Below are 13,870 nucleotides of genomic sequence, written 5' to 3' on the forward strand. Positions count from 1 at the left end.
AGGATCGTTATGTCGAATGTTGGAATCGACCGGGCCGGCGCCGTGAACGCGGCGCCCGCGCACGCCGCGCCGCACCGCCGCATGCTGCCGCTGCTGCTGATCGGGCAGGGGATGGCCGCGATGGACACGTCGATCGTGAACGTCGCTGCCCCCGCGCTGCGCGCGGACCTCGGCATCTCGGGCGCGCTGCTGCAGCTCGTCGTGGCGGGCTACATCCTCGCATACGCGGTGTTCCTGATCACCGGCGCGCGGCTCGGCGACGACTACGGCTACCGCCGCCTGTTCGTGATCGGGCTGGCGATCTTCACCGTGTCGTCGCTCGCGTGCGGCGTCGCGCCGAGCACGTGGCTGCTGATCGTCGGGCGCATCGCGCAGGGCGTCGGCGCGGCCATGCTGGTGCCGCAGGTGATGTCGCTGATCCAGCGCAGCTACGAGGGCAGCGCGCGGGCCCGCGCGATCGGCTTCTACTCGATGATCCTCGGCCTCGGCTCGACCGCGGGCCAGGCGCTCGGCGGCGTGATCATCACCGCCGACTTCGCCGGGCTGTCGTGGCGGCCCGCCTTCCTGATCAACGTGCCGATCGGCATCGTGCTGCTCGCGAGCGCGCGCTCGGTGCTGCCGGCGCTCGCCGGGCCCGAGCGGCGCAAGCTCGACCTGATCGGCGTCGCGCTGCTGACGGGCGCGATGCTGCTGATCGTCGTGCCGCTCACGTTCGGCCACGACGTCGGCTGGGCCGCGTGGGTCTGGGCGTCGCTCGCAGCGGGCGTGATCGGCGTCGCGACCTTCCTGCGCTTCGAGCGCGCGCTCGCGAACCGCGGCGGCAGCCCGCTGCTGAACCTCGACGCGGTGCTCGCGACGGGCATCCGGCCGGGGCTCGCGGTGGTGTCGATCGGCTTCGTCGGCTACGGCGGCTGGCTGTTCGCGTGCGCGCTGTACCTGCAGACCGGCCTCGGCTACTCGCCGATGATCTCGGGCTTCGTGTTCGCCGCGTATGCGTTCGGCTTCGGCATCTCGAACGTGAGCTGGTCGAAGCTGCCCGCGCGCCTGCTGCGCTTCACGCCGGCCGTCGCGCTGGTGGCGATGGTGGCCGCGAACCTCGCGTTCGGCGCGACCGCGCGCCATGCCGGCTGGATCGCCGCGGTGATGGTGCCGCTGCTGTTCTGCGCGGGCGCCAGCCACGGGCTCACGTTCGGCACCACGGTCAACCAGATGACGCAGCGCACGTCGCCGCAGCACGCGCCCGCGCTGAGCGGCCTCGTCACGACGTCGGTGCAGCTGTCGATCGTGATCGGCGTGGCCGCGCTCGGCGCGATCTATCTCGCGGTCGCGGCGCCGGGCGAGAAGGTGGCGTCCGCGCATGCGATCGCCGACGTGACGTTCGCGATCGGCGCGCTCGCGCTGGTGGCGATCGCGTGCTCGCTGCGCCTGGCCACCGTGCGCAGCCCGGCCGCGGCCGCGCAGCCCGCGTGATGTTTCCGATATCGACGAACCCGACGACCAACAAGGATTGCTCCGTGGACGCCCAATCGCTCATCCCCGAACCCGCCGTCGCGTCGCAGCCGCTGCGCGCGCAGCTGCTCGCCGAATGGCGCGCGACGCTCGCGGCGACGCTGCACGTTGCGCCGGACGCGCTCGACGCCGACCTGCCGCTCGTCGACGCGGGTTTCACGTCGGTCGAGCTGATCGACCTGGTCGTGCGCTGCCAGCTGCAGCACGCGATCGCGTTTCCGCCCGAGCGGCTGGTCGGGCTGTCGCTCGCGTCGCTGGTCGACGGCATCGTCGACGCGCTTGCCGCCGGCGAGGCCGGGAAGGACGCGTCATGACGACCCCGATCGCCATCACCGGCTTCGGCGTGCTGTCGCCGGCCGGCGCGACCCCCGACGCGCTGTGGCGCGCGCTGGAATCGCGCGCGGTGCTGAACGGGCCGTGGCCGAAGCGGCCGCTCGCCGGCTATCCGGCCGACAACGTGATCGCGGTGCCCGAGGCGGCATGGCGCGGGCTCGAACCGGCCTGGTCCGGCGTCGAGAACCGCGCGGCCGCGCTGGCGCGCCACGCGGTCGGCCACGCGCTCGCCGATGCGGGCCTGGCCGACGCGCTCGGCGACTTGCGGATCGGCTGCATGCTCGGCACGACCACGGCCGGCGTCGAAGTGGCGGAGAACCGCCTGGTCGGCGCGCACGGCGGCGACGCCGCGCGCACGGCCGACCTCGACGCGAGCGCGGTGCTGCCGGGCCGCGACGGGCGCTGGCGCGGCCCGCTCGCGGTGCTGTCCACCGCCTGTTCGTCGGGCCTGCTCGCGCCGGCGCTCGCGATCGACGCGCTGCTGGCCGGCGAGGCCGACGTGATGATCGCGGGCGGCGTCGACGTGCTGCTCGAATACACGATCTGCGGCTTCAACGGGCTGCGCGTCGCGACCGGCGACCGCTGCCGGCCGTTCAGCGGCAACCGGCAGGGCGTGGTGCTGTCCGAAGGCGCCGCGTGCGTGTGCCTCGAACCGCTCGACGCGGCGCTCGCGCGCCGCGCGCCGATCCGCGCGGTCGTGACCGGCTACGCGTCGGGCTGCGACGCGGCCCACGCGACCGCGCCCGACGTCGACGGCGTCGCGCGCACGATCGCCGCCGCGCTCGCGGCGAGCGGCGTGTGCGCCGATGCGCTCGGCGGCGTGTTCGCGCACGGCACCGGCACGCCGACCAACGACGGCGCCGAAATCGCCGCGCTGCGCCGCGCGTTCGCCGACACCTTCGGCCACGACGCGCTGCCGCCCGTCACGTCGATCAAGTCGACGCTCGGCCATCCGCAGGCGGCGGCCGGCACGTTCTCGCTCGTCGCGGCGGCGCTTGCGCTCGCGCGGCGGCGGCTGCCGCCCACCGCGAACCTCGACGTGCGCGACGACGCGCTCGGCGACGCGCGGATCGCGGACGGCGACGGCCTGCCGCTGGTGGGCGACAGCGTGCTGGTCGACGCATTCGGCTTCGGCGGCAACAACTGCGTGATGGTCGTCGCCGACGCCACACGCGCCTACGAGGAGGCGAGCGCATGAGCGCCGTGACGCCCCGCGCGCCCCGCCGCGCGTTCCGGATCGCGGCGGCCGCCGCGATCGTGCCCGCCGCCGACGGCGTGCTGACCGATGCGCACCTGCACGCCGAGCGCCGCTCGCGCAAGGTCGGCCCGCTGCCGGTGAAGGCGCGGATGACGCTGGCCGCCGCCGAGCGGCTGCGCGCCGCGCTCGGCGAAACCGACCGCGCCACGCCGGCCGGCCGGATCGGCGTGAGCTTCGGCACGCTGTTCGGCGCGATCGACGTTGCCGAGCAATGCCTCGGCACCGTGCGCGCGGAAGGTTTCGCGCAGGTCACGCCGTCGTGGTACGCGACCGGCCTGCCGAACGCGACCGCCGCGATCGTCGCGTCGCTGTTCGACTGGCGCGGCCCGAACCTGACCTTCCTCGGCTACCAGGCCGGGCTCGACGCGATCGTCGGCGCGTGCCGGCAGATCGCGGCCGGCCACGCGGACGCGGTGTGCGCGGGCGGCTTCGACCTGCCGAGCGCCCGCTACGTCGCGCGCGCCGACGCGCCGCTCGCCGACGCCCGCGCGCTGCATCCCGGCGCGGGCCTGCTGTGGCTCGCGGGGGGCGAGCCACAGCAGGGCGACCTCGGCCGGATCGTCGGCTGGTCGCAGCAGGCGTTCGACGACGACGCGTTCGACGCGGCGCAGGCGCGCGGCTTTCCGGCGCTGATCGCGGCCGCGCTGCACGGCGTGGCGGGCGACGGAGCCGATGCCGCGCCGGCCGTGCACGTCGTGCGCCCCGGCGCGCCGGGCGCGATCGACCGGCTCGCCGCCAGCGCGCCCGTCGCGCTCGCGGCCGGCCTGGCCGGCGCGTGGGCCCCTGGCCGGCATGCGCTGGTCGTGAAAGGCCTCGGCACGCTCGCCACGTGCGTGGTCGTCGACAACCAACCGATTCCGGAGTGAAGCGATGGCCGATCTGATCGAAGCGCGCCCGCGTGCGGCGCTGCCTTACCTCGATGCGCGGCAGCGCGCATTCGATGCGCTGCGCCCGCTCGACGGGCTCGCGGCGCACACCGTGACCGCAAGCGACGGCGTGCCGCTCGCCGCGTTCGAAGCGGGCGACCGCGATGCGCCGACGGTGCTCGTCGTCAACGCGCTCGGCGTGTCCGCCGCGTTCGTCGCGCCGCTGGCCGCGCGCCTCGCCGAGCGGCACCGCGTGATCCTGTGGGAATCGCGCGGGCTGCCCGATGGCGGCGGCGAGGCGGCCGACCTGTCGCTCGCGCGGCATGCGCAGGACGCGGCCGACGTGCTCGCCGCGCTCGGCGGCGCGGATGGGCATGCGAACGGGCGCGCGAACGGGCACGTCGCGGCAATCGTCGCGTACTGCTCCGGCGCGAACATCGCCGCGTACGCGCTCGACGAGCGCCTGCTGGCCGCCGGGCGGCTCGTGATCGTGAGCCCGTCGATGGAAGTCGCGGGCGTCACCGAGCGCACGCTGTACCAGAAATCCGTGCTGCCGCTGTGGCAGCGCATCGCCGACGGCGGCGCGGCGTACGCGGGGCTCGTGCGGGTGCTGCTGAACCAGGCGCGGCGCGTCGACGACGGCTCGCTCGACTACCAGCTCGCGACGCTGAACGGGCTGCCGTTCGGCGACGACGCATCGATCTGCCGCTACGCCGCCATGCAGGCCGCGTGCCTGCGCGAGGACTGGGCCGCGCGCCTGGCCCGCCTCGCGCTGCCCGCGCTCGTGCTGCACGGCGCGCGCGACGACGTGATTCATGCCGCGACGTCGCGCGGCGTGGCGGACGCGCTTGCCGGCGCGACGCTCGAGACGATCGACGACGCCGGCCATTTCGGCGTATACACCAGCCGCGCGCTGCAGGACCGGGTCGCGGCCTTCCTGAACGACGGCGGTAGCGGCCGGGCCGCGCCGCAAGCGAACGATCAATCTGACAAGGAGCAGTGACCGATGAAGATGCATCTGACCGTGCTGGAAGAAGCGAAGGCCGAGCTGGTCGAACGGATTCGCGATCATTCCTTTCTCGCGCGCTGCCGCGAAGGCGACGTGCCGCTCGACGAGCTGAAGCTGTTTCTCGTCCAGCAGGGGCTCTACAGCAGCTACTTCACGCGCTACCTGTGCGCGCTGATGGCGAACCTGCCGAACAACGCGGACGTGCTGAAGCTCGCCGGCAACCTGTGCGAGGAACTCGGCCTGACCGACGACAGCGAGACGCCGCACAGCCTCGTATACCGCGCGATGCTCGAGCACTTCGGGCTGACGACGGAAGGCGCGCAGCCGCTGATCGGCACGCGCCGCCTGATCGACGCGATGTTCGACCACTGCCGCCACCCGGACGCGTCGCGCGGCCTCGCCGCGCTGTGCCTCGGCGCGGAGGCGCTGGTGCCGACCGTCTACGCGGACATCATCAAGGGCTTCGAGCGGCACGGCGTCGCCGCGCCGACGCTGTCGTTCTTCCACATCCACGTCGAGTGCGACGACGGCCACGCGGAGACGATGCGCGACATCATGGTCGACATCGCGCAGCGCGACCCCGAGCAGATCCCCGCGATGCTGAGCGCCGGCTACGCGCTCGTCGACGCGCGCCTGGCGTTCTTCGATTCGATCGAGGCCGGTTTCGCGCAGCGCGAGGCTGCGCAGGCCGCGCAGCTCGAGACGATCCAGTAACGCGAGGACGTAATGGCCGACACGCTGACGATGGACAAGGCGACGCTCGTGGCGCGCGCGCAGGGCGAGATGCGCACGCATCTCGCCTCGCTCGACGCCACGGTGCGCCAGAAGGTGGCGCTCACCTGCGGGATCCTGTTTTCGCACGGGCACGATTCCGGGCTCGCGGGGCAGATCACCGCGCGCGCGGAGGCGCCCGGCACGTTCTACACGCAGCGCCTCGGGCTCGGCTTCGACGAGGTGACCGATGCGAACGTGCTGACCGTCGACGAGGATCTGAACGTGCTCGACGGCGACGGGATGGCGAACCCCGCGAACCGCTTCCACACGTGGATCTACCGCGCGCGGCCCGACGCGCAGTGCATCGTGCACACGCACCCGCCGCACCTGTGCGCGCTCGGGATGATCGGGCGCTCGCTGAAGGTGTCGCAGATGGACGCGTGCATGCTGTACGACGACGTCGCGCATCTTCCCGAATGGCCGGGGCTGCCGGTCGGCAACAGCGAGGGCGAGCTGATCGCCGGCGCGCTCGGCCAGCGGCGCGCGGTGCTGCTCGCGCACCACGGCATCGTCGTAGTCGGCCGCTCGGTCGAGGAGGCGTGCGTGGTCGCGGTGCAGTGCGAGCGCGCGGCGCGGCTGCAGCTGCTGGCCGAGGCGGCCGGCGAGATCGTCGACATCGATCCGGCGCTCGCGCGCGAAGCGCACGACTGGATCCTGCAGGACACGCGCTCGCGCGCGTCGTTCTTCTATTTCGCGCGCCGCCTGCTGCGCTCGCTCGACGCCGAGCAGCGCCGCGCGTTCGGCCCGCTCGCGTTCGCGTGAGCGCCGCCATTCACGGACAACCGATACACACATGTACACGACGCTCAATCACGATGCGCGCTTCACGCAGAAGGTCGTCGAACGCCTCGGCGCGAGCTGGAACCACCGCGTCGCGGTGCGCCAGGAACGGCTCGACCTCACGCAGTACTGCGACGACACGATTCCGGAATTCCCGGTGTCGATGGTGCCGTTCTGGGACGACGAGGATTTCGTCAAGCTGACCGACGCGCAGAAGCTGCGCTTTCTCGGCGCCGCCTGGGTCGCCTACAACGAGAAGGCGATGTACCTCGAGGACGAGATCGTCCAGCCGCTGTGCAGCCTGCTGCTGAAGGGCCGCCTGCCGGGCGCGGGCGATGCGCAGCTCAAGCAGGTGCTCGCGCAGGTGCAGGTCGACGAGCAGTTCCACATCCTGATGTGCCTCGACGTGTGCCACTGCGCACGCGAGCGGCATGCGCTCGACGGCTACACGATGCCCGAGCCGCGCGTCGGCGCGGGGCAGCGCGAACGCCTCGCGCAGGCGCGCGACGCGCACCATGCGGCGATCGTGCGGCTCGCGTATGCGTCGGTGGCCGAGATGTCGATCAACGCGTACCTGAACCAGGTGTCGAACGACACGACGATCCAGCCGCTGAACCGCATCAACACCGACATGCACCGCCGCGACGAGGCCGCGCACAGCACCGCGTTCCACGAGATCGTCGCGTCGGTGTACCGCGCGCTCGACGCCGACGGGCAGCAGACGTTCCGCGACGAGATCGCCGCCGCGCTCGACGTCTACACGACGCCCGACGCGAGCGCGTGGGAATCGATCCTCGAATTCCTCGACGTGCCGGGGCGCGAGCGCATTCTCGCGCGCCTGGAAGCGCGCACGCGCGGCGTGCGGCTGAACCGCGACTACGCGACGCTCGGCAGCCTGTTCGACGAGCTCGGCATCGCCGCGCCGTTCTCGTTCGCCTGATGCGCGCCTTCGACCAACACGCCCTGCCTGGAGCCGTATGAAGATTTTCGATGCCTCGATCCTGAACCTGCCGTTCTACGACGCGGCCCACCGCACGCTCGCCGCCGACCTCGAAGCATGGGTCGACGCGCATGCGTACCTGCCGCGCGAGTACGCGCACCTGAACCCGTCCGAGCGCGGCCGCAAGTACACGCGCCTGCTCGGCGAGCACGGCTGGCTGCGCTACGCGGTCGATCCGGCGCCGGGCCGCACGCGGCCCGACGTGCGCAGCCTGTGCCTGATCCGCGAGGCGCTGTCGTATCTCGACGATCTCGTCGACTTCGCATTCACGATCCAGGGGCTCGCGGCCGCGCCGATCGCGTGGTATGGCGCGCCCGCGCAGCAGGCCGCGTGGCTCGGCGCGCTGCGCGACGGCACCGCGGTCGGCTCGCTCGCGTTGTCGGAGCCCGAGACGGGCTCGAACCTCGCGGCGATGACGGTCGCGGCCGAGCGCACGGCGGACGGCTATGCGATCAACGGCCGCAAGACCTGGGTGTCGAACGGCACGATCGCGGATCATCATTCGGTGCTGCTGCGCACCGGCGACGGGCCCGGCGGGCTCGGCCTCAGCTTCCTGTCGGTGCCCGCCACGTCGCCCGGGCTCGCGGCGAGCGAGATCGAGCTGGTCGCGCCGCGCGCGTTCGCGAGCCTGACGTTCGATCGCGTCGCGCTGCCGGCCGACGCGCTGATCGGCACGTCCGGCGCGGGCTTCCGCTACGCGATGGAGATCCTGAACCTGTACCGCGTGACGGTCGGCGCGGCCGCGCTCGGCTTCGCGCGGCGCGCGCTCGCCGCGTCGCTCGACTGGACGCGCCAGCGCCAGGTCGCGGGCGGCAAGCTGATCCAGCAGCAGTTCACCATCGACAAGCTCGCCGACATGGCGACCTTCGCCGATGCGGCCGCGCTGCTCGTCGCGCGCGCCGCGTGGGAATTCGACACCGGCGTGACCGACGTCGCCGCGCACGCGAGCATGGCGAAGCTGTACGCGACCGACGGCGTCGCGAAGGTGGTCGACGACACCGTGCAGCTGTTCGGCTCGGCCGGCCTCGTCGCCGGTTCGGTGCCCGAGCAGCTGTACCGGCAGGTGCGCGCGCTGCGCATCTACGAAGGCACGTCGGAAATCCAGAAGATCGTGATCGCGGGCAGCGTCTCGCGCCCGCGCGCATGAACGCGCCGGCGGGGCGCGTGGTGCTCGTGACGGGCGGCACGCGCGGCATCGGCCTCGCGATCGTGCGGCGCCTCGCGGCGGCCGGCTGGCGGGTGGCCGCGTCGTATCGCGGCGATGCCGCGGCCGGCGCGCGGCTCACCGACACGCTCGCGAGCGCGGGCGTCGAGCACGCGGTGCTGCAGGCGGACATCACCGCGCCGCACGCGTGCCGCGCGCTCGTCGCCGACGTGGCCGCGCGCTTCGGCGGGCTCGATGCGCTCGTGAACAACGCGGGCATCGTCGACGACGCGCCGTTCGTCACGCTCGCGCGCGAACGCACCGCGAACGTGCTGCGCACCAACCTGCTCGGCGCGATTCGCGTGACGGGCGCGGCGCTGCCGCACCTGCTGAAGGCGCAGCGGCCGGCGGTCGTCAACGTCGCGTCGCTCGGCGGCGTGGTCGGCAAGGAAGGGCAGGTCGCCTACGCGGCGAGCAAGGGCGGGCTGATCGGCTTCACGCAATGGCTCGCGCGCCGCTACGGCGACGCCGGGCTCGCGGCCAACGCGGTCGCGCCGGGCTTCATCGAGACCGACATGATCGCGGCGCTCACGCCCGCGATGACCGCGCACATCGTCGGCGGCAGCGCGGCGAAGCGGGTCGGGCGCGCGGACGAGGTCGCGCAGGCCGTGCAGTTCCTGCTCGAACCCGGCTACGTGCACGGCACGACGCTGCGCGTCGACGGCGGCTTCAATCGATGACCCGGACATCGGGCCCTGTATTCAGCAAGACAGCAACGGAATCGCACCATGCGGATTGACGAAGACGACACGACGCTCCATTACGAAGTGGGATACGCCGACACCGACGCGGGCGGCATTGTCTATCACGCGCGCTACATCGAGATGGCCGAGCGCGCGCGCAACCGGTTGATGCGCGCGGCCGGCTATTCGTTCGCGCGGCTCGCGGAGGACGGCGCGCTGTTCATCGTGCGCCGCGTCGAGGCCGTGTACCACGCGAGCGCATGGCTGGAGGACACGCTGACGCTGCGCGCGCGGATCGCGAGCGTGACGGTGTCGCGCTCGGTGTGGGTGACCGACGTCACGCGCGACGGCGCGCCGGTCGCGCAGATCACGATCGAGATGGTCGCCGTCGATCGCGCGACGCGGCGCGCGGTGCCGCATCCGGCCGAGCTGATCGACTGCCTCGCGCCGTACGTCGCGCAGCCTGCCGGAGCAAGCGCATGACGGCCGCCATCGATACCGGCACGCGGCTCGACGCCGCCGACGTGCTGCGCTGCCTGCCGCACCGCGCGCCGTTCCTGTTCGTCGATCACGCGCAGGTGGACGCCGCCGGCGCCGCGATCGTCGGCCATCGCACGTTCCAGCCCGACGAGCCGTGGTTCGCCGGGCACTTTCCCGGCGATCCGCTGGTGCCGGGCGTCGTGCTGATCGAATTCGTCGCGCAGACGGCCAACCTGCTGGTCGGCCATCTCGCGGGCGGCGAGGCGCGCTGCCATCTGGTGGGCGTGCGCAACGCGCGCTTCCTGCAGCCGGTGCGGCCGGCCCAGGCGATCGAGGCGCACGTGCGCGCGGGCGCCGACGGCGCGCTGCCGCGCGCGGGCGGCATCGCGACGTTCGACGCCACCGTGCTGCGCGACGGCGTGCGCTGCATGAGCGCCACCGTGACCATTTATTTGACGCAGTAACCCGCCCGGCGCGCGCCGGGCATTCAACGCAAACGGAGATGCAAATGAGCCAGCCATGGACGAAGGACCAGGTGATCGACGTGATCAGGACGGAACTGCTGCCCGCGCTCGAATCGGTGGCCGGCGTAGCGCCGGGCTCGATCGGCGCGGACACCGCGCTGCTCGACAACGGGCTCGCGCTCGACTCGCTCGACGTGCTCGACCTGCAGGTCGCGCTCGAACGCCGCTTCAGCGTGAAGCTGCCGGTGCTGAACCGGCAGCTGATCGAAGGCGCGCGCAACAGCGTCGACGGCCTGGCGGAACTTGTCATCGACCATCTGCCGCAGGTCACCACTTGAGTGCGCGCGTGCTGGTGATCGACGCGCACGGCCCGGTCGAGCATGCGCTGTGCGCGTCGCTCGCCGACGCCGGGCTGCAGGTCGTCGCGCACGTCGCCGGCGACGGCGACGCAGCGCCGCCGGCCGCGCGCGTCGTCCGCGCGGCGGATCCGGCCGGCGCGCTCGACGACTGGAACGACACGTACGGGCCGTTCGACCGGATCGTGTTCGGCCAGCCGCGCGACACGCGCGAGCCCGCACCGGACGACGATCCGTTCGACGCGCTCGCGGAAGGCGTCGACGCACGGCTCGGCGCGTTCCTCGCGACGCTGCAGGCGGCGGCCGCCGTCGCGATGCGGCGCGGCGACGGCGCGCAGATCTGGGCGCTCACGCAGGACGACAGCGTCGGCTACTACCTCGACACCGCGCCCGGCGCGCTGCCGATCGACGTGCGTGCGCGGCACGCCGCGCTGAAGAGCCTCGGCAAGGAGATGCTGCGCTTCGGCGTGCGCGTGAACGCCGCGCACCTGCAGCCGGTGGCCGAGGCCGCCGAGCCTGAAGCGTGGCACGCCGCGCGCGATGGCCTGAAAGCATTCGCGCTGCGGTTCCGGCCGTCGTCCGCGGAGGCCGTCGCGGACGCGCTCACCGCGTGGATCGCGCGCGACGATCTGCCGCTCGCCGGCATGGTGGTGCCGATCGGCATCGGTTTTGCGGAGAACAACTTGTGAAGACCAGCGAATCCCTGATCGACGTCGGCGCGCCGGACGCGGGCCGATCCTCCCCGGACGGCGCCGAGGCCGCGCGCCTGCTCGCGCGGCTGCGTGAACCCGCGCCGGCGGGCGCCGCCAACCGCGAGTACGTGCTGCGGCTGTCGTGCCGTGACAGCCGGGGGGTTGTCTACGCAGTGTCGCGCGCGCTGTTCGAGGCCGGCTGCAACATCGTCGACGCGCAGCAGTTCGGCGACGTGGGCAGCGAGCGCGTGCACGGCCGCTTCTTCATGCGCGTGCACGTGGACGCGCCCGCCGCCGTCGCCGACGCGACCACGCTCGTGCGGCTGCTCGACGGCCTGCGCATCGCGTACGGGATGGACGTCGAGGTGCACGACGCGCAATGGCGGCCGCGCGTCGCGATCCTCGCGAGCCGCGAGGGCCACTGCCTGAACGACCTGATCTTCCGGCAGATGTCGGGGCAGCTGCCGATCGACATCGTCGCGATCGTGTCGAACCACGCGGAGCTCGGCGCGCTCGCCGCGCGTTTCGCGCTGCCGTTCCATCACCTGCCGATGTCCGACGCCGACGGCGGCAAGCCCGCGCAGGAGGCGCGCATCGCCGCGCTGCTGGAGCGCGAGCGGGTCGAGCTGGTCGTGCTCGCGCGCTACATGCAGATCCTGTCGCCGGAGATGTGCGCGCTGCTGCACGGCCGCGCGATCAACATCCATCACAGCTTCCTGCCGAGCTTCAAGGGCGCGCAGCCGTATTACCAGGCGTTCGACCGCGGCGTGAAGCTGATCGGCGCGACCGCGCACTACGTGACGACCGATCTCGACGAAGGCCCGATCATCGAGCAGGACGTCGAGCGGGTCGACCACGCGGCCGGCCCGCGCGAGCTGGCCGCGATCGGCCGCGACATCGAATCCGTCGTGCTCGCGCGCGCGGTCAAGTGGCACTGCGAGCATCGCGTGCTGATGAACGGCGGCAAGACCGTCGTGTTCCGTTAATCCTTTTCTTAGTCGCCGAGGCCGACATGTCCGCTTTTTCAGAACAGACAGTGCTGCACGTGCATCACTGGAACGACACGCTGTTCAGCCTGCGCACCGAACGCCCGCCGAGCCTGCGATTCTCGAGCGGCCACTTCGTGATGATCGGCCTCGAAGTCGACGGCCGGCCGCTCACGCGCGCGTACAGCATCGCGAGCGCCGCGCACGCCGACCATCTCGAGTTCTTCAGCATCAAGGTGCAGGACGGGCCGCTCACGTCGCGCCTGCAGCACCTGCAGCCCGGCGACAAGCTGCTGGTGTCGCGCAAGCCCGTCGGCACGCTCGTGCTCGACGACCTGAAGCCCGGCCGCCGGCTCTACCTGTTCGGCTCCGGCACCGGGCTCGCGCCGTTTCTCAGCGTGATCCAGGATCCGGAGGTGTACGAGCGCTTCGAGCAGGTCGTGCTCGTGCATGGCGTGCGTCTCGTCAGCGAGCTCGCGTATTCGGATTTCATCCGCGACGAGCTGCCGCGCACGGAATTCCTCGGCGATTTGCTGCGCGAGAAGCTGATCTATTACCCGACGGTCACCCGCGAGCCGTATCACAACCGCGGGCGCATCACGGACCTGATCGAGAGCGGCAAGCTGTTCGAGGATATCGGGGTGCCGCCGCTGTCGCCGCAGGACGATCGCGCGATGCTGTGCGGGAGCCCGTCGCTGCTCGCCGATCTCGGCAAGCTGCTGGACGCGCGTGGGCTGCAGGTGTCGCCGCATCAGGGCGAGCCGGGGGATTATGTGATCGAGCGGGCGTTCGTCGAGAAGTAAACGGCGGTCGGGCGAGGGTGGGTTGCCTGCGCGGCTGACAGGGGCGGCTTACGTGCGCCCTGGCTGGCCGCGCACGATCAGCCGCCGCATCAGCGTGCGCCAATGCGCGGCGCGCGCCGGTATGCAGGCTTTTTCGAGCGTCGCGATGCGGATCGCGGGTGGTACGCGCATTCCGTCAGGCGGCGGGCCGTCCGGCGCGCACACGTTGAAACCATGGCGGGCGAACGTCGCGGCACGCGGGTCGAGATCGGCAAAGATCGCGCAGCGCACGGCCGAGCAGCCGTCCAGCTCGGCCAGCGCCGCGACGCGGGCCAGCAGCGCGCCGAGCACGTCGGACGCGTGCGCACCGTCGCGTACGTACAGCCGGCGGATTTCGCGCCGGCCGGGCGGCCCGTCGCACGCGGCCACGGCCGCGCAGCCCACCGGCGCGCCGTCGAGACGCGCGATGTACACCGCGCCGTGCGGCGGCGCGTACGGGCCCGGCAGCGCGGTCAGCTCCGTGCCGAGCCGAGGCATCGTCACGCCATGCCGCAGCCACGTCATTTCGTATTCGAGCAGCAAATCCTGCACGAGCTCCTCGTCGTCCGGAAACGCCGCCGCACGCACGTCGACGGGGCGCGTGCGCGCAGTGGCATCGAGCGTGGCCGGACGCGTCGAGGAGGGCGTCATCGCG

At 72.4% G+C, this 13,870-nt stretch carries 17 protein-coding genes; 16 read left to right on the plus strand and 1 reads right to left on the minus strand.

All coding sequences use genetic code 11. The features are described 5' to 3' along the window. Positions 1-9 precede the first annotated feature (9 nt). The 16 genes from ABFO07_RS31660 (at position 10) to ABFO07_RS31735 (ending at position 13,197) form a co-directional block, all read left to right on the plus strand. Positions 10-1,470, plus strand: coding sequence for an MFS transporter (locus ABFO07_RS31660; RefSeq protein ID WP_059907250.1), 1,461 nt, complete (start codon positions 10-12; stop codon positions 1,468-1,470). A 44-nt stretch (positions 1,471-1,514) separates the two neighbouring features. Beyond that, positions 1,515-1,823 (plus strand): acyl carrier protein, encoded by a 309-nt coding sequence (locus ABFO07_RS31665; RefSeq protein ID WP_196482100.1) that lies wholly within the window; start codon positions 1,515-1,517, stop codon positions 1,821-1,823. After that, entirely contained in the window at positions 1,820-3,040 is a 1,221-nt protein-coding gene (locus ABFO07_RS31670; protein ID WP_059960478.1) for a beta-ketoacyl synthase N-terminal-like domain-containing protein, read from the plus strand. The genes ABFO07_RS31665 and ABFO07_RS31670 overlap by 4 nt, the downstream gene beginning before the upstream one ends. Further along, positions 3,037-3,966, plus strand: a complete 930-nt coding sequence (locus ABFO07_RS31675) for a beta-ketoacyl synthase N-terminal-like domain-containing protein (protein WP_059960480.1) — start codon at positions 3,037-3,039, stop codon at positions 3,964-3,966. The genes ABFO07_RS31670 and ABFO07_RS31675 overlap by 4 nt, the downstream gene beginning before the upstream one ends. Before the next feature lie 4 nt (positions 3,967-3,970). After that, complete coding sequence (locus ABFO07_RS31680) at positions 3,971-4,969, plus strand: alpha/beta fold hydrolase (protein ID WP_347469885.1); 999 nt, start codon at positions 3,971-3,973, stop codon at positions 4,967-4,969. Positions 4,970-4,972: 3 nt separating this feature from the next. Then, positions 4,973-5,689 (plus strand): TenA family transcriptional regulator, encoded by a 717-nt coding sequence (locus ABFO07_RS31685; protein ID WP_347469886.1) that lies wholly within the window; start codon positions 4,973-4,975, stop codon positions 5,687-5,689. Positions 5,690-5,701: 12 nt separating this feature from the next. Further along, positions 5,702-6,511 (plus strand): aldolase, encoded by an 810-nt coding sequence (locus ABFO07_RS31690; RefSeq protein ID WP_059564923.1) that lies wholly within the window; start codon positions 5,702-5,704, stop codon positions 6,509-6,511. A gap of 31 nt (positions 6,512-6,542) precedes the next feature. Then, complete coding sequence (locus tag ABFO07_RS31695) at positions 6,543-7,469, plus strand: diiron oxygenase (protein ID WP_059564922.1); 927 nt, start codon at positions 6,543-6,545, stop codon at positions 7,467-7,469. Between the two features lie 37 nt (positions 7,470-7,506). Beyond that, complete coding sequence (locus ABFO07_RS31700; RefSeq protein ID WP_059564921.1) at positions 7,507-8,676, plus strand: acyl-CoA dehydrogenase family protein; 1,170 nt, start codon at positions 7,507-7,509, stop codon at positions 8,674-8,676. Next, entirely contained in the window at positions 8,673-9,413 is a 741-nt protein-coding gene (locus ABFO07_RS31705) for an SDR family NAD(P)-dependent oxidoreductase (RefSeq protein WP_347469887.1), read from the plus strand. Before ABFO07_RS31700 ends, ABFO07_RS31705 begins: the two co-directional genes overlap by 4 nt. 48 nt (positions 9,414-9,461) lie before the next feature. Next, entirely contained in the window at positions 9,462-9,899 is a 438-nt protein-coding gene (locus ABFO07_RS31710) for an acyl-CoA thioesterase (RefSeq protein WP_347469888.1), read from the plus strand. After that, entirely contained in the window at positions 9,896-10,360 is a 465-nt protein-coding gene (locus ABFO07_RS31715) for a 3-hydroxyacyl-ACP dehydratase FabZ family protein (RefSeq protein WP_059921112.1), read from the plus strand. Before ABFO07_RS31710 ends, ABFO07_RS31715 begins: the two co-directional genes overlap by 4 nt. 44 nt (positions 10,361-10,404) lie before the next feature. Next, a complete protein-coding gene (locus ABFO07_RS31720; protein ID WP_059564917.1) occupies positions 10,405-10,698 on the plus strand; it encodes an acyl carrier protein in 294 nt (97 codons plus the stop codon). Continuing rightward, entirely contained in the window at positions 10,695-11,405 is a 711-nt protein-coding gene (locus ABFO07_RS31725; protein ID WP_059883351.1) for a hypothetical protein, read from the plus strand. Before ABFO07_RS31720 ends, ABFO07_RS31725 begins: the two co-directional genes overlap by 4 nt. A gap of 89 nt (positions 11,406-11,494) precedes the next feature. Further along, positions 11,495-12,394: a formyltetrahydrofolate deformylase gene (gene purU, locus ABFO07_RS31730; RefSeq protein WP_185642566.1), complete on the plus strand. Its 900-nt coding sequence runs from the start codon at positions 11,495-11,497 to the stop codon at positions 12,392-12,394. 26 nt (positions 12,395-12,420) lie between these two features. Then, positions 12,421-13,197, plus strand: coding sequence for a ferredoxin--NADP reductase (locus ABFO07_RS31735; protein ID WP_059806472.1), 777 nt, complete (start codon positions 12,421-12,423; stop codon positions 13,195-13,197). A gap of 48 nt (positions 13,198-13,245) precedes the next feature. On the opposite strand, the gene ABFO07_RS31740 is transcribed toward ABFO07_RS31735, so the two are convergent. After that, positions 13,246-13,866: a GNAT family N-acetyltransferase gene (locus ABFO07_RS31740; RefSeq protein ID WP_347469890.1), complete on the minus strand. Its 621-nt coding sequence runs from the start codon at positions 13,864-13,866 to the stop codon at positions 13,246-13,248. Between the last annotated feature and the right edge of the window lie 4 nt (positions 13,867-13,870).

Source organism: Burkholderia stagnalis, from assembly GCF_039848545.1.
GTDB classification, from domain to species: domain Bacteria; phylum Pseudomonadota; class Gammaproteobacteria; order Burkholderiales; family Burkholderiaceae; genus Burkholderia; species Burkholderia stagnalis.